14 protein-coding genes are annotated in these 14,255 nt (G+C 59.4%); 7 read left to right on the top strand and 7 right to left on the bottom strand.

Annotated features, from left to right (window positions below; translation table 11 throughout):
• The first annotated feature begins 1 nt into the window (after position 1).
• Complete coding sequence (locus ASD36_RS19330) at positions 2–2,071, top strand: hypothetical protein (RefSeq protein WP_060505760.1); 2,070 nt, start codon at positions 2–4, stop codon at positions 2,069–2,071.
• Positions 2,072–2,314: 243 nt separating this feature from the next.
• Here ASD36_RS19330 and ASD36_RS19325 read toward each other — a convergent pair whose 3' ends face one another.
• Complete coding sequence (locus tag ASD36_RS19325; protein WP_060506057.1) at positions 2,315–3,487, bottom strand: cellulase family glycosylhydrolase; 1,173 nt, start codon at positions 3,485–3,487, stop codon at positions 2,315–2,317.
• A gap of 97 nt (positions 3,488–3,584) precedes the next feature.
• Positions 3,585–4,085, bottom strand: a complete 501-nt coding sequence (locus tag ASD36_RS19320; protein ID WP_060506058.1) for an N-acetyltransferase — start codon at positions 4,083–4,085, stop codon at positions 3,585–3,587.
• Positions 4,086–4,360: 275 nt separating this feature from the next.
• Between ASD36_RS19320 and ASD36_RS19315 the strand changes: the two genes are divergently transcribed.
• Positions 4,361–5,344, top strand: a complete 984-nt coding sequence (locus tag ASD36_RS19315) for a glutathione S-transferase family protein (RefSeq protein WP_060505761.1) — start codon at positions 4,361–4,363, stop codon at positions 5,342–5,344.
• A gap of 1 nt (position 5,345) precedes the next feature.
• On the opposite strand, the gene ASD36_RS19310 is transcribed toward ASD36_RS19315, so the two are convergent.
• Positions 5,346–5,834 carry an NUDIX domain-containing protein gene (locus tag ASD36_RS19310; RefSeq protein ID WP_060505762.1) on the bottom strand — a complete coding sequence of 163 codons (489 nt, stop codon included), beginning with the start codon at positions 5,832–5,834 and terminating at the stop codon, positions 5,346–5,348.
• 88 nt (positions 5,835–5,922) lie between these two features.
• On the opposite strand from ASD36_RS19310, the gene ASD36_RS19305 reads away from it, so the two are divergent.
• From ASD36_RS19305 to ASD36_RS19290, 4 genes are all read left to right on the top strand, one after another.
• A complete protein-coding gene (locus ASD36_RS19305) occupies positions 5,923–6,825 on the top strand; it encodes a metallophosphoesterase (protein WP_060505763.1) in 903 nt (300 codons plus the stop codon).
• A 166-nt stretch (positions 6,826–6,991) separates the two neighbouring features.
• A complete protein-coding gene (locus ASD36_RS19300; RefSeq protein ID WP_060505764.1) occupies positions 6,992–7,543 on the top strand; it encodes a tetratricopeptide repeat protein in 552 nt (183 codons plus the stop codon).
• Between the two features lie 198 nt (positions 7,544–7,741).
• A complete protein-coding gene (locus ASD36_RS19295) occupies positions 7,742–8,260 on the top strand; it encodes an RNA polymerase sigma factor (RefSeq protein ID WP_060505765.1) in 519 nt (172 codons plus the stop codon).
• A 3-nt stretch (positions 8,261–8,263) separates the two neighbouring features.
• Positions 8,264–9,097: an anti-sigma factor gene (locus tag ASD36_RS19290; RefSeq protein ID WP_060505766.1), complete on the top strand. Its 834-nt coding sequence runs from the start codon at positions 8,264–8,266 to the stop codon at positions 9,095–9,097.
• Positions 9,098–9,189: 92 nt separating this feature from the next.
• On the opposite strand, the gene leuA is transcribed toward ASD36_RS19290, so the two are convergent.
• Together leuA and ASD36_RS19275 are read right to left on the bottom strand one after the other, a co-directional pair.
• Positions 9,190–10,899 carry a 2-isopropylmalate synthase gene (leuA, locus tag ASD36_RS19285; protein ID WP_060505767.1) on the bottom strand — a complete coding sequence of 570 codons (1,710 nt, stop codon included), beginning with the start codon at positions 10,897–10,899 and terminating at the stop codon, positions 9,190–9,192.
• Between the two features lie 408 nt (positions 10,900–11,307).
• Entirely contained in the window at positions 11,308–11,889 is a 582-nt protein-coding gene (locus ASD36_RS19275) for an ATP-dependent Clp protease proteolytic subunit (protein WP_037099456.1), read from the bottom strand.
• A gap of 251 nt (positions 11,890–12,140) precedes the next feature.
• On the opposite strand from ASD36_RS19275, the gene ASD36_RS19270 reads away from it, so the two are divergent.
• On the top strand, positions 12,141–12,719 hold the full coding sequence (locus tag ASD36_RS19270) for a HupE/UreJ family protein (protein ID WP_060505769.1): 579 nt from the start codon (positions 12,141–12,143) through the stop codon (positions 12,717–12,719).
• Between the two features lie 52 nt (positions 12,720–12,771).
• On the opposite strand, the gene queF is transcribed toward ASD36_RS19270, so the two are convergent.
• Positions 12,772–13,236, bottom strand: a complete 465-nt coding sequence (gene queF, locus ASD36_RS19265; protein WP_060505770.1) for a preQ(1) synthase — start codon at positions 13,234–13,236, stop codon at positions 12,772–12,774.
• Positions 13,233–14,153 (bottom strand): cation diffusion facilitator family transporter, encoded by a 921-nt coding sequence (locus tag ASD36_RS19260; protein WP_060505771.1) that lies wholly within the window; start codon positions 14,151–14,153, stop codon positions 13,233–13,235. The genes queF and ASD36_RS19260 overlap by 4 nt, the downstream gene beginning before the upstream one ends.
• Positions 14,154–14,255: the final 102 nt, after the last annotated feature.

Raw genomic sequence — 14,255 nt, 5'->3', positions numbered from 1 at the left:
TATGACACTCGACTTCCAGCCCCTGATTCCATGGCCTTTCATCGCCGTGCTGGCGCTCGCCGCAGTCCTGTTGTCGGTACTCGGCTTCTGGCGCGGTGTCCGCGGCGCTGCCTTCCGCACAGCCGCACTCGCAGCCTTGATCCTAGCCGTCGCCAATCCGGTATTCTTTCAGGAGGAACGCGAACCGCTCTCAACCATCGTCGGCGTCGTCATCGACCGCAGCCAGAGTCAGGACAACGCGGACCGCCGCGCCATGACCGATGAAGCGCTGGCGACCCTGAAGCAACGGCTGGCCAAATTCCCGCAGATCGAAGCGCGTATCGTCGAGGCCGCTGATGACGAGAACACCGAAACGCCCTCGACCAAACTGTTCACAGCCCTGCAGACGGCCCTTGCCGACGTGCCGCCTGCCCGCGTCGGGGGGGCAATCTTCATCACCGACGGTCAGATCCACGATGTTCCCGACATCAACCAGCCGCTTGGCTTTGATGCCCCGGTCCACGGCCTGATTACCGGCAAGCCGGATGAATTCGACCGGCGCGTCGAGATCGTCAGCGGCCCGCGCTTTGGCATTGTCGGCGAAGAGCAGAAGGTGACGTTCCGTATCGCCGATGACGGCGCAGCACCCGGCGGCACGGCGGAAGTGACGATCAGCCTCAATGGCAACGAGATCGCCACGGAAATGGCCGAGCCTGGCACCGATGTGCCTTTCGCTTTCACCGTGCCGCGTGGCGGCAACAATATCCTCGAGTTTTCCGTCGCCCCGGTCGCCGGTGAAGTGACGGAAGCCAACAATCGTGCGGTCCACGTCATCGACGGCATCCGTGAAAATCTGCGTGTGCTCTTAGTTTCCGGTGAACCGCATTCGGGCGAGCGGGCATGGCGCAATCTGCTGAAATCCGATGCCGCCGTCGATCTCGTCCACTTCACCATTTTACGGCCGCCGGAAAAACAGGACGGCACTCCGATCAACGAATTGTCGCTGATCGCGTTTCCGACCCGCGAACTGTTCGTCGACAAGATCAACGAATTCGATCTGATCATCTTCGATCGCTACCAGCATCGCGGCGTGCTGCCGATCCTCTACTATGACAACATCGCCCAATATGTTGAGAACGGCGGCGCCCTCCTGATTGCCGCTGGCCCTGAACACGCCGGCGATGACTCGATTGCGACGACGCCACTATCGACTGTGCTGCCCGCAAGTCCGACCGGCTTCATGAACGAGAAAGCCTTCTATCCGCGGCTGTCGGACGAGGGAAAGAAACATCCGGTTACCCGTGGCCTGGAAGGCGCCGACAGCGAGCCGCCGCATTGGGGCCGCTGGTTCCGTACGGTGGATGTCGACAAGCCGCTCGGTCAAACCGTCATGCAGGCGGCCGACGGCAAGCCGCTCCTGGTCCTGAACCGTGTTGGCAAGGGCCGTGTCGCCATGCTGCTCTCTGATCAGGGCTGGCTCTGGGCGCGCGGCTTCGAAGGCGGCGGCCCGAGTGTTTCGCTCTATCGCCGCACGGCTCATTGGCTGATGCAGGAACCGGCGTTGGAAGAAGAAGCGCTGACGGCGCATGCGAGCGGCCGCACCCTCGAAATCGCCCGCCAGACCATTGCCGGCGATCCGGGGCCGGCGACGCTGACCTACCCTTCCGGCAAGACCGAAGAGATTACGCTCAACGAAGGCGAACCCGGTCTCTACAAGGCCAGCGTCCGCACCGCTGAGACCGGTCTGTTCGAAGTCACCAACGGCGAACTCAATACGCTGGTGCATGTCGGCAGCGTCGATGCGCCGGAGTTCAAGGCGACGATTTCGACGACTGAAACGTTGGCCCCCTGGGCGGAAAAAACAAAGGGGCTGGTGCAGCGTCTTGCCAATGCCGAGGGGCCGGTCGATGTGCCGCAGATTCTGCCCGTCCGCGGCACCGTCCGCGTTGCCGATGCACAGCGGATGTCGCTGCGCATGACCGATGAGACCGTGCTGAAGGGCATCAATTCGCTGTCGCTGTTCGCCGGATTCCTCGGCTTGGCGGCTCTGCTGTTCGTCCTCTCGGCCACCTGGCATCGCGAGGGGCGGTGAATTTATTGGCGGTGCAGGCAATCCATCGTGGCCTATTCCTTCCCTGATGCAAGACAATTGCCGAATTATCGGCAACGGCCCCTCATCCGGCCTGTCGGCCACCTTCTCCCCGTGAACGGGGAGAAGGGACAAGCGGAAAACTCCATCATTCCCTCTCCCCGCTCGCGGGGAGAGGGTTAGGGTGAGGGGCGGAAGCGTCGATAGCGCTTGATGTTCTCCGATATCTCCCGACAGCGACGCCCCTTAAAGCCTCTTCCTAATCGGATCGAATTCCGCCCCCGGTTTACGCTTCACCGAGTCAGGCTTGCCCTGATCGATCGCTTCCCAGTACTTCCAGTTGACCTTCTGCGCGCCAAGCTCGTAATCCATGCCATCCCAGCTGTCCTCGCGAAAGCTGTAGAAGGCCCAGTGCAGCTTGTTGTCGTCGAGCGAGGTCAGGACATCCTCGAGATACGTCTTGCACCCTTCCCAGCGGCGCATGCAGCCGAACTCGCCTGCCACTATGCGGTTGCGCGGTACGTTGTGGCTGTCGGCCCAGTCGACAGGAAGCTTGAGATAGGCGGCGACCCGCTCGCGGTCCCAGGCTTCTTCCGTCTCGCCAAACGGCACCTTGCCCGGATAGGCATAGGGCTTGTCGCGCTTCATGTTCGGCGCGCTGGTGGCGGCGTAGGGCTCGTACATGTGGAAGCTATAGAGAACCTTGCCATCGGTGAGCGGCTTTGGCCAATAGCTGAACGCATCGGCTGCAGCATACCAGCCGGCATCCGCCATGATCGGGGTTGAGGGATCAACCTCGCGGATGGCTTTGATCATCGTCTCGTAAAAGGCCGGCAAGTCGCGGGCAGTCTCGGCCTGCTTCGCATACCAGGCCTTCATCGCGTCGGCACCGCCATGCTCGGCCACGCCATTGTTCTTTTCCGGCGCTGGTTCGTTGATGATGTTGTAGGCAGCCACGCCCGGGTGATCCTTGAGGGCCGTGGCGATGTCCTTCCAGAAGGCTGCGGATTGCGCCCACCAGGCCTTATCCTGCCATAAACGACCGTCAAACGTGTTCCCGTTGTTCTGCGCCCAGCGCATGCCCGGCAGCGACAAAGGCGTGATGACGATCCTCAGGCCCGCCTTGTCGGCGCGATCGAGTGTTGCCTTCAGCGTCGCAAGGTCCTTTGCCGGAATGCCCTCATACTTGTCGGCATCGCCAATCAGGAAGTCGCGTTTTTGAGGCTTCCATTTGTCATAGGACAGCCGCACCCAGGTGGCGCCATAGCCTTTCAGAGCATCGAAATAGGCCTGGTCCGGAGGCAGCCGGTTGAAGCTGTTGCCGCCATGCTGCGGTTTGTCCCAGAACTGGATGAGATCGGCAGAAGACGCCGAGGTGGCAAGAAGAAGCGAGGCGAAGACCGCGGGTAGCAGACGCATCAAAAATATCCCGGTTGCGATGGCCGGGATATTCGCAGTCACTATGGCGGAATTGGGAATGGGCAGCATTGTCCGCTGACAATCCCCTGCGGGGAAATCAGGCCCGCCAGTGAATGTCGCCCTTCAGGCCCTCATGAACGCCCTCGGTCATCGGCACGACCAGCACGCGGTTCGGATCGACCGGTCCCGGAAACGTCAGCGCGCCATAGGCGACCTTCTCGAAACCGAGCGGCTGGTAGTAGGGAGGATCGCCGACGAGGATGACACATTCCGAACCCTTGCGCCGCGCCGCCTCGACCGCAATACGGACCAGCTCGCGGCCGATACCCCGGTTCTTGTGCGACGGACGAACAGCCAAAGGACCCAGCAGATGGCCCTTGATCGAACCCGCCATCACCGGGGTCATCCGCACCGAGGCGATCGTCTCGCCATCGTCGGCGCAGACAAAAGACAGGGATAGATCATGCGGCCCCTGCTCGCGGATGCGGGCGGCAGCACGCGCAAACCGGCCAGGGCCAAATGCTTCTTCATTGATGATTTCGATGGCTGCGTCGTGGGAAGCGTCTTCAGTGAGATAGACGAGGTCGTGCTTTTTCATGAACATCGGGAAACCGGGCATACGAGACAAAAATATGATGGCTTCGCCCTCAAGGGCGTTTGCAGCATCAGCGTCGTCGTGGGCTTCCCGGGAAAAACATCAATCTTGATCCGTGTTCAGAAAAATTCTGTCTGGCCGGATAGCAGAAAAATGCGTCGTGTCAAAGCCTAAAACGCACTGTTCAGTTTTTACGGACTATATGAGCGGGTTTGATGCGCTATCTATGGATCATGAATTCACAGACAAGCGGCGATACAGCCGCCAGGAGATAGTCAATGGGCATGCTGATTGATGGCGTCTGGCAGGACGTCTGGTACGACACGAAGGAAACCAAGGGACATTTCAAGCGGGCGGCATCGCAGTTCCGCAACTGGATCACCGCCGACGGCTCGGCCGGTCCGACAGGCGAAGGTGGCTTCAAGGCCGAGGCTGGGCGTTACCATCTCTACGTTTCGCTCGCCTGTCCGTGGGCGCACCGCACGCTGATCTTCCGCAAGCTGAAGAAGCTCGAAGACCTGATCACTGTCTCGATCGTCGATCCGTTGATGTTGTCGAAGGGTTGGGAGTTCAAGAACGAGATCGGCGGCACCGTCGATCACCTGTTTGGCTCCGAAGCGCTCTGGCAGGTCTATGCCAAGGCAGATCCACATTACTCGGGCCGCGTTACCGTGCCGGTGCTGTGGGACAAGCAGCAGAACAAGATGGTTTCCAACGAATCCGCTGAAATCATCCGCATGTTCAACTCGGCCTTCGACGGATTGACGGGTTCGACCGAGGACTTCTATCCGCAGGATCTGCGCGGCGAGATCGACGCCCTCAACGAGCATATCTATGGCGCCGTCAACAACGGCGTCTACAAGGCGGGTTTCGCGACCTCACAGGATGCCTATGCGGAAAGTGTCACGACGGTATTCGAGGTGCTGGACGAACTGGAAGCGCGCCTGTCGATCCGGCGTTACCTGAGCGGTGCACGTATCACCGAGGCTGATTGGCGGCTGTTCACAACGCTGGTGCGCTTCGATCCGGTCTATGTCGGGCACTTCAAGTGCAACATCCGCCGCATCGCCGATTACCCCAACCTGCAAGGCTATCTGCAGGATCTCTATCAGGTGGCCGGTGTCGCCGAAACGGTCAACATGCGCCACATCAAGGAGCATTATTACCGCAGCCACACCATGATCAATCCGACCGGCATTGTGCCCGCTGGGCCAGTCCTTGCTCTTGACGCGCCACATGGCCGTGAAAAACTGGCTGCCTGATCTACCAGACTTCGGCTGGCGGAACACTGTCTAAGAGTTCCGCCAGACGCCTGCGCGTTGCAGGCGTCGTTGCCGCCGGCAGAGCATCCAGCGCGAAGAAGCCGCTCTCGACAATTTCCATGTCCGGCTTCTTCGGCGAAACCTGCCGGACATTGCGGCAGCGATAGAAGATCACATGGTCACGATTGCTAGTCTGCCGGTTGAAATAGACATGGAAGAGTTCAGGCGGGCCGCTCATTTCGAGATTTCCCTCCTCGCGCAATTCCTTGACCAGTGCCTGTAAGGCCGTCTCGCCCCGCTCGACACCGCCGCCAGGCATATGCCAGCCGGGCACATAGGAATGCCGGACCAGGAAAACCCGGCCTTCGGCATCGAAACAGGCAGCCCGCACGCCCATCGTCATGCCCCGCGCGACCGCAAAATAGCTGTGAGCCAGGCGGGTGATCAGCCTTGCTCTCCAACTGCGCATTTCCCGCGGCCTCGCGTTCATTCCGGTCCGGTTCCTTTCGAATTATCACGCCGAGGATAAAGCGTCTGGAATGATTCCCCTTTGCAGGAATATGCGCTAGGTACGAAGGATGTTCAAACTCGCCCATATTTCCGACATCCATCTCGGCCCCCTGCCGGACCTCTCGTACCGTGAACTTGCATCGAAACGCATTACCGGCTTCGTCAACTGGCATCGCAATCGACGCAACCACCTCGTCGGCAATACCCTCAACCTGTTGATGGACGAAATCGAGCGGATCGATCCGGATCATCTCGCGATAACAGGCGATCTCGTTAACCTCGCGTCCTCGCGTGAAATCGAGATCATGACCGGCTGGCTGAAAGAAGCTGGAGAACCCGAAAACATCTCGATCGTGCCGGGCAACCACGATGCCTATGTGCCGGGTGCCTATGAAAAAACGACCAGGGCCTGGTATCCCTATATGCGCGGCGAGCGCGGACCGGCGGAGTGGAACGAGGATTTTCACTGCTACCCGTACTTACGGGTTCGTGGTCCTGTGGCGCTGATCGGCTGCTCTACCGCCGTTGCCACCCCGCCCTTCGCAGCCAGCGGCTATTTCGGCAGCCGTCAGGCGCGCGAGACCGTCAATCTGTTGCGTGCAGCAGGCGAAGCCGGCCTGTTTCGCGTCGTAATGATCCATCATCCGCCGATCCGTGGCGCTACATCCCTGCACAAGCGCATGCTCGGCATTCGCCGCTTTGCCGCAACGATCACCGCCGGTGGCGCTGAACTGGTGCTGCACGGCCATACGCACCTGAACACGGTCTATTCGCTCAAGGGTCAGGTCAAACCGGTGCCGGTCGTTGGCATCGCGTCGGCTTCGCAAGGCCGCGGCGGCAAGAAGCCACCCGCCGGGTTCAACCTGTTTTCAATCTCCGGCAGCCCGGGACAATGGAACGTGATCCGCGAGCGGTTCGAACTGACGATGGACAGCCGCTCCGTCACGCTGGTCGAAACCACCCGGCTCTGATCGCCCTATCGTTACTCGCCACGCGGCGAAAAAAGACTATGCTCGCGAAATAATCGGCGCTCGTCATCCGTCCTACAGCACTGACCGTAAGAATGGGAATGCTGGCATCGGCAGATGTCGTGCGCAATCCGGCTTGCCGGTATCAGTTTCAGCCAGGGAGATGACCATGATCCATAGCAAGACTGCAATGATCGCCTTGTTCTCAGCCGCCTCCTTCTTCGCACTGGGCCAAGCGGCCTGGGCTGCAGGCGAGGATACGACCGCACCGCCGGAAAAGACCAAGACCTCCACCGAATGCAAGAATGGCAAGATCTGGGACAAGAACAAGAAAGAATGCGTCAATGCCAAGAAGAGCGGGCTTGACGACGATATCCTGTTCAAGGCGGCCCGCGAACTGGCCTATGCCGGCCAATACGAAAACTCGCTGAAGGTACTCGACGCTGTGAAAGACCAGAACAGCGCCCGCATCCTCAATTATCGCGGCTATTCCAACCGCAAGGCCGGACGCATGGAACTCGGTATGAGCTTCTACAAGCGCGCGCTGCAGGCCGATGAAAACTATATCCTTGCACGCTCCTACATGGGCCAGGCGCTGCTCGAACAGGGCAAGGTCGAGGAAGCCAAGGCACAGCTCATCGAGATCCGCGACCGCGGCGGTGAAAACAGCTGGGCCTACCGCGCCTTGCTCGAATCCCTCGGCGGCGTTCGCCACTACTGACAGCAATCAGGCCGGGCGATCCTAACGCATTGCCCGGCCTGATATTTGACGTTGAGAAACGTCCCCGAAGTGGCAAAATATGCCCTTCCAATACGCTGCCGACTTGCAGACCACGGGCCAAATGTTTCATATCAACCGGCGTGTATTTCGATCCGGGCGAATAAACTGTCGACCCGGAACGTTTTCTTTGGAAGAGCAATGCGTCCAGCGGCAGACTCGAACGAATTCAGACGGGACTTGGTCAGTGTTCTGCCCAAGTTGCGCCGTTTCGCGATGACACTGACGCGGAACGCCGCCGATGCCGATGACCTGGTCCAGGAGGTATGCGAGCGGGCAATCACCCGCAATCACCTCTGGAACGGTGAAGGTCGGCTCGAAAGCTGGATATACGCAATGACACGCAATCTATGGATCGATGAGATCAGAAAGCGCCGGGTGCGCACCGGCACTGGTACGGTCGACGCCACCGAGCAAGATGAGCTGTCGATCGAGGCATCTGGCGAAAAAGCTGTCTACGCCAATCAGCTGCAGAAAATGATCCTCTCCATGCCAGAAGGCTTGGCCAGCGTTTTCCTTTTGGTGAACATCGAAGGGCATAGCTACCGGGAAGCCGCCGATATCCTGAAGATACCGATCGGGACAGTAATGAGCAGGCTTTCGACCGCGCGCCTGCGCTTGGCCGCAATGATTACAGAGACGACGGAAAGGAGGGCCTGAGCGTTGCAAACCACCAAAGGGCTCCCGCTCGACGTTCGCCTGTCGGCCTATCTCGACGGCGAAGTCAATGAAGCGGAACGCAAGGAACTGGAACAGCTGGTGGCGCGCGATGACGAAGCCCGGCGAATGTTGGAGAGGCTGCGGGCCGGAAATGCCTTCGGCAACAAGGCGTTCGAGGAATTTCTTCACGATCCGGTGCCGCTGTCGCTGGTGCGCCGGATCAAGCAGGGCCCGGGTCTCAATCCGAAGACCGAGCGCGTCGTGACCGCAGCACCCCGTCAAACAAAGCAGCGCCTGTGGCCGCGCGCCCTCGCCGCCTCCCTGGTTTTGCTGCTTGTCGGCGGCTCGACCGGCTTCATCATCGGCAAGACCAGCCATGACGACGAGCAGCAGGTAAAAATGGCTGCCGCCCGCACATGGCTCGACGATATCGCCGACTACCACCGCATCTATTCGCGCCAGACGGCCGAACATCTTGTGGAGGTTCCGGCCTCCGCCGAAGGCAAGATCGAAGGCTGGCTGGCGTCGAACGTCGGCGTCAATTTTTCGCTGCCGGACCTGAGCAACAAAGGCCTGACATTTGAAGGCGCCCGCCTGCTGGTGGCCTCAGGCAAGCCGGTGGCGCAACTGATGTACAAGGATCAGGACGGCGACGTCTTTGCGATCTGTTTTCTGAAAAGCACACCGGGCAGCACCGACGGCAAGATGACCGAAAGCATGCGCGACGATATCGCGATGATTTCCTGGCAGAAGGCAGGCGCATCCTATGTCGTCGTTGGCCCATCGTCCGACGCCAACCTTCATCAATTGGCGACAGCGGTTTCGACCGCAATCTGAGTTTCGATATCACTGCAAAAGGGCCGCTTCCTTGACGAAAGCGGCCCTTTTGCTTGAATCGATCTTTTTAACAAACCGCGTAACAGGCTGTATTATTTAGCCTTCAGCTCCAAAACCCGGTTTGCTGCGGAGACAATGGCTTCGAGGGATGCCGCGACGATATTGGTATTGATGCCGACGCCGAACAGTTTTCCGCCCGGATATTCCACTTCAACATAGGCGATAGCAGCGGCATTCGAGCCGTGCTGTAGCGAATGCTCGGAATAATCGGCAACCGAGATATCGATACCGAGATAGATCGCCAATGCATTGATGAAGCCATCGATCGGACCGGTACCCTTGCCCTCGATGCGCTTGGTTTCGCCATTGTCAGTGATCTCGGCTGCAACGACGCGCACGCCCTTGTGCTCGCCGACCGGATAGGTGTGATGATCGACAAAGCGGATACGTGCGTCCGGCTGATCGACATAGCGCTCGATGAAACGGGCGTGGATCGCCTTGGACGGCAGTTCCTTGCCCTCTTCGTCGGTGATCCGCTGGATATCTTCGCGGAACTCGACCTGCAGGTTGCGCGGCAAGTTGATGCCGTAGTCCTGCTGCAGGATATAGGCGATGCCGCCCTTACCCGACTGCGAGTTGATACGGATGATCGCCTCGTAGGAACGGCCGACATCCTGCGGATCGATCGGCAGGTAAGGCACTTCCCAGAGCGGCTTGTTGGCAACCTTGATCGCCTTCATGCCCTTGTTGATCGCGTCCTGATGCGAACCGGAGAAGGCCGTGTAGACCAGTTCGCCAACGTAGGGATGGCGCTCGGGAATGACCATCTGGTTAGAATATTCGTAGACTTCCTTGATCCGCTCGATATCGGAGCAATCCAGCTCAGGATCGATCCCTTGCGTAAACATGTTCAACGCCAGGGTCACCACGTCGACATTGCCGGTGCGCTCGCCATTGCCGAACAACGTGCCTTCGACGCGGTCAGCACCGGCCATCAGACCGAGTTCCGTTGCCGCAATGCCCGTGCCGCGGTCGTTATGCGGGTGCAAGGAGATGATCAGGTTTTCGCGATTGTCGAGGTTGCGGCACATCCATTCGATCTGGTCGGCATAGACGTTCGGCGTCGCCATTTCGACGGTCGATGGCAGGTTGAGGATCAGCTTGTTGTCGGCCGTCGGCTTGATGATCTCGGCAACCGAGTTGCAGATTTCCAGCGCCACTTCCAATTCGGTGCCAGTAAAGCTCTCCGGCGAATATTCGAACCGGAAACCGCCACCGGCCTTGGCGGCCATGTCGGCAATCATCTTGGCGGCATCGGTGGCGATCTGCTTGATGCCCTTGACGTCCTTGGAAAACACCACGCGACGCTGCAACTCGCTGGTCGAGTTGTAGAAATGCACGATCGGCTTGGTGGCACCCTGCAGAGCTTCAAACGTCCGGGTGATCAGCTCAGGCCGGCACTGGACGAGAACCTGCAACGAAACGTCAGCAGGCACGTTGCCTTCCTCGACGCACCAGCGGGCAAAGTCGAAATCGGTCTGCGAGGCCGACGGGAAACCGATCTCGATTTCCTTGAAGCCCATATCGAGCAGCAGCTGGAACATGCGGGCCTTGCGGTCGTGGCCCATCGGGTCGACCAGAGACTGGTTGCCGTCGCGCAGGTCCACCGAACACCAGATCGGTGCTTTGGTGATGGTGTTGCCCGGCCATGTGCGGTCGGGAATATTGATCTGCGGATAGGGCTGATACTTGACCGCGGCTTCAGGCATGCCTTGCTTGACGGTGTGGGACTTCATGATCATTGCGGCTTCTCTTCACTCTGTGAGGCGCATAGCCCGCATGCAATAACCGATCGACGGTCGCATTGCGACGGCAAAATGCTGGCTCTCGGGTTCTTTTCGTATCTGGATTTCAGGAAAGGCAAGGAGCTGGGGCCGGTGGGCTTTCGGCCACCGGGCGCTCCTTCAAAGAACCCGGCAACCGCGTGTAAGGCCGAGAAGAAGAAGCGAGGTAAAGGCGCGCGAACGTTCCACGATGGCAACGTGCCCGCGGGAAACCTGTTCGACGATGATGGCGCCTGTCTTCAACATGAGGCTTGTATAGCGAGAGAAGTGCGCAAGGGCAAGCGCCGATCCCGCCACGCCCTGGCAATAAAAAAAACCCCACCGGGCGAACCAGCAGGGTTTCGATATTTCAGCGATCAGCAAGCCTCAGATATCGGCCTGCGACGATACGATGCGCGAAACGAGGCCGTAGGCCTTGGCTTCTTCGGCGGAGAGCCAGTAGTCACGGTCCGTGTCCTTGGCGATCTTTTCGACCGGCTGGCCGGTTGCCTCGGAGAAGATCTTGTTCAGGCGCTCGTTCATCTTGATGATTTCGCGGGCCTGGATTTCGATGTCGGACGCCATGCCGCGCGTGCCACCGGAGGGTTGATGAAGCAGGAAGCGGGTGTTTGGCAGGCAAATGCGCCGTTCCTTCGGAGCCGAGACGTAGATCAGTGCGCCGGCGGAAGCGACCCAGCCGGTTCCGATCATCCAGACCTTCGGCTTGATGAACTTGATCATGTCGTGGATCGAATCGCCGGATTCGACATGGCCGCCCGGGGAGCTGACGAAGATGCGGATATCGTCATCGCTGGCGGCGGCAAGAGCCACGAGCTGCGAGCAGACCTTCTGTGCCAGTTCCTGATTGATCGGGCCGTAGATGAAGATCGAGCGCGACTTGAAAAGATTCGCCTCAGTCTCTTTGCCCAATGACAATTCCTTTGTCTTGTCGTCGTCTTCTTCGTTCATCATGCGAACTCTCCCGCGAAATAAATTCAAATGTTCTGCCGCTGTCAGATAAGGCGACTCGACTGCGAAAACAATGCAACAAAAGCGGATACGGATGAAAGCCCAATCCGCAACACCCTGCGGCTATGGTAAAGACGCCACCTAAGGCAATTGCCGTATAGACAGCGACCCGCCGCCCCATAAGATGCGCAGGACAAGAATTTACATCCGGCGGGGTGTCTCCCACATCTTCGCCCTTCAGGGGGACACCAATGAAAAAACGCCTTCTTCTGGCCGCAGCAGGCTTTGCCGCCTCGACCGTGCCAGCCTTCGCCCATCTCGATCCAGCTGAACACGGATCACTGCTGGCGGGCTTTACCCATCCGCTATCCGGTATTGACCATATCCTGGTGATGATCGCCGTCGGCCTCTGGGCCGCTCAAATCGGTGGACGCGCTTTTTGGGTGGTGCCTTCCGCCTTCGTCGGCACCATGGCCTTCGGCTTTGCATTGGCGATGGCCGGTGTCCACCTGCCCTTCGTCGAGCCCGCCATTCTCGCCTCCGTCGTCGCGCTTGGCCTTCTGGTCGCCATGGCTGTGCGCATGGAAACCGTTGCAAGCGCTGCCGTCGTCGGCGTCTTCGCGCTGTTCCACGGCTATGCCCATGGCGGCGAACTGGGTGCGGCCGGCGCCCTGCCCTTCAGCGCCGGCTTTATCATTGCAACAGCACTGCTGCATGTCGCCGGCATCGGTCTTGGCCTCGGCATCGGCCGCCTGTCGTCCGGCCGGATCATTTCACGGATTCTCGGCGGCGTCACCGCCTTTGCCGGACTGGCACTGATCGTTAGCTGATCCTCATCGCATCAACGAAAAACGGCGGGCCAAAAGCCCGCCGTTTTTCGTTTCAGCCGCGGCCGCGATAGGGCTGAACGCCCTGATCCGGCAGCCACAGACCTTCCGGCGGCGCACCCGTCTGCCAGAAGACATCGATCGGGATACCGCCGCGCGGATACCAGTAGGCACCGATCCGCAGCCATTTCGGCGCCAGCAGATCGACCAGCCGCTTGGCGATATCGAGCGTGCAGTCCTCATGGAACGCACCATGATTGCGGAACGAATGCAGATAGAGTTTCAGCGATTTCGATTCGACCAGCCATCCATCCGGCACATAGTCGATGACGATATGGGCGAAATCCGGCTGGCCGGTCATCGGGCAAAGCGAGGTAAATTCCGGCGCCGTGAAGCGCACGACGAAATCCGTGCCGGCATGGCTGGTTGGCACGCGTTCAAGCACGGCCTCTTCCGGGTTTTGCGGCGAAGCCACGTTCTGCCCGAGTTGTGACAGACCGGAGACGTCTGTTTTTGTCATGATCTCAATCCTTCAATAACTTTGACGCGAATGCCATGGGCCTTTTCGCCCTCTGGCTCGACGTGGATGGCAATCTTGGCTCCGGCGTGAACCACACGGATGGCATCTTCAAGGCGGTCGCAGATGTCATGGGCCTCGCCCACCGGCATGGCCGCCGGAACCACCATGTGGAAATCGACGAAGATCACAGCCCCTGCTTCACGGGTCTTCAGGTCGTGTACGCCAAGCGAACCCGTTGCATTTGCGGCAATCGCCTTCTTGATCGCCTCTTCTTCCTCCACAGGAACGGCCTTGTCCATCAACCCGTTGATCGAACGGGCGATCACCTTCCAACCCTGATAGAGAATGTTGCAGGCGACGATCACCGCAAGCAGCGGGTCAAGCACCGCATAACCGGTGAGAATGGCCAGCACAAGACCGACCAATACGCCGATCGAGGTGACCACATCGGAGAGAATATGATGGCCATCCGCGGATAGCGCGGGAGAACGATAAGCGCGCCCCGCACGGATCAGCACATACGCCCAGATGGCATTGACAATGCCCGCCAACAGGTTGATCGCAAGGCCGAGCGCCGGTGCATCCGGCAGCTTCGGCGCCCAGATTGCCGGCAGGGCTTCGGAGACGATCAGAAGGGCTGCAACGACGATCAACACCCCCTCGATAACCGCTGAAAAATACTCCGCCTTGTGATGACCGAAAGGATGGCTGGCATCCGCAGGCTTGGCCGCATAGCCAATCACCGCGAAAGCAACGATGGCGGCAACGACGTTGACGATCGATTCCAGTCCATCGGAAAGCAGCGCCACCGAACCGGTAAACCACCAAGCGAGCATCTTCAGCCCCAGTACGGCAATGGAGATCGGGATGCTCCAGAAGGCGAGGCGCTGCACCGTTATTGTCTTTTGCCCTACCATCATCATCTCCTTGCATATGCGAATGAATTGCAGAAATCAGGGTCCTAGAACGCCAAAACCGCCGGAGCGCGAGGAGCGCTTCAGCGGTTTTGGATAGTCTGC

The organism is Rhizobium sp. Root1334 (assembly GCF_001426665.1).
Lineage (GTDB): Bacteria > Pseudomonadota > Alphaproteobacteria > Rhizobiales > Rhizobiaceae > Pararhizobium.
The sequence above is the reverse complement of the archived record's forward strand: the minus strand, read 5'-3'. Positions and strand labels throughout refer to the sequence as shown.

Excerpts from the sequence above, each read along its gene's own strand:
- ASD36_RS19330 (WP_060505760.1), top strand. The coding sequence starts at position 2 with ATGACACTCGACTTCCAGCCCCTGATTCCATGGCCTTTCATCGCCGTG.
- ASD36_RS19325 (WP_060506057.1), bottom strand. The coding sequence starts at position 3,487 with ATGCGTCTGCTACCCGCGGTCTTCGCCTCGCTTCTTCTTGCCACCTCG.
- ASD36_RS19320 (WP_060506058.1), bottom strand. The coding sequence starts at position 4,085 with ATGAAAAAGCACGACCTCGTCTATCTCACTGAAGACGCTTCCCACGAC.
- ASD36_RS19315 (WP_060505761.1), top strand. The coding sequence starts at position 4,361 with ATGGGCATGCTGATTGATGGCGTCTGGCAGGACGTCTGGTACGACACG.
- ASD36_RS19310 (WP_060505762.1), bottom strand. The coding sequence starts at position 5,834 with ATGAACGCGAGGCCGCGGGAAATGCGCAGTTGGAGAGCAAGGCTGATC.
- ASD36_RS19305 (WP_060505763.1), top strand. The coding sequence starts at position 5,923 with ATGTTCAAACTCGCCCATATTTCCGACATCCATCTCGGCCCCCTGCCG.
- ASD36_RS19300 (WP_060505764.1), top strand. The coding sequence starts at position 6,992 with ATGATCCATAGCAAGACTGCAATGATCGCCTTGTTCTCAGCCGCCTCC.
- ASD36_RS19295 (WP_060505765.1), top strand. The coding sequence starts at position 7,742 with ATGCGTCCAGCGGCAGACTCGAACGAATTCAGACGGGACTTGGTCAGT.
- leuA (WP_060505767.1), bottom strand. The coding sequence starts at position 10,899 with ATGATCATGAAGTCCCACACCGTCAAGCAAGGCATGCCTGAAGCCGCG.
- ASD36_RS19275 (WP_037099456.1), bottom strand. The coding sequence starts at position 11,889 with ATGAACGAAGAAGACGACGACAAGACAAAGGAATTGTCATTGGGCAAA.
- ASD36_RS19270 (WP_060505769.1), top strand. The coding sequence starts at position 12,141 with ATGAAAAAACGCCTTCTTCTGGCCGCAGCAGGCTTTGCCGCCTCGACC.
- queF (WP_060505770.1), bottom strand. The coding sequence starts at position 13,236 with ATGACAAAAACAGACGTCTCCGGTCTGTCACAACTCGGGCAGAACGTG.
- ASD36_RS19260 (WP_060505771.1), bottom strand. The coding sequence starts at position 14,153 with ATGGTAGGGCAAAAGACAATAACGGTGCAGCGCCTCGCCTTCTGGAGC.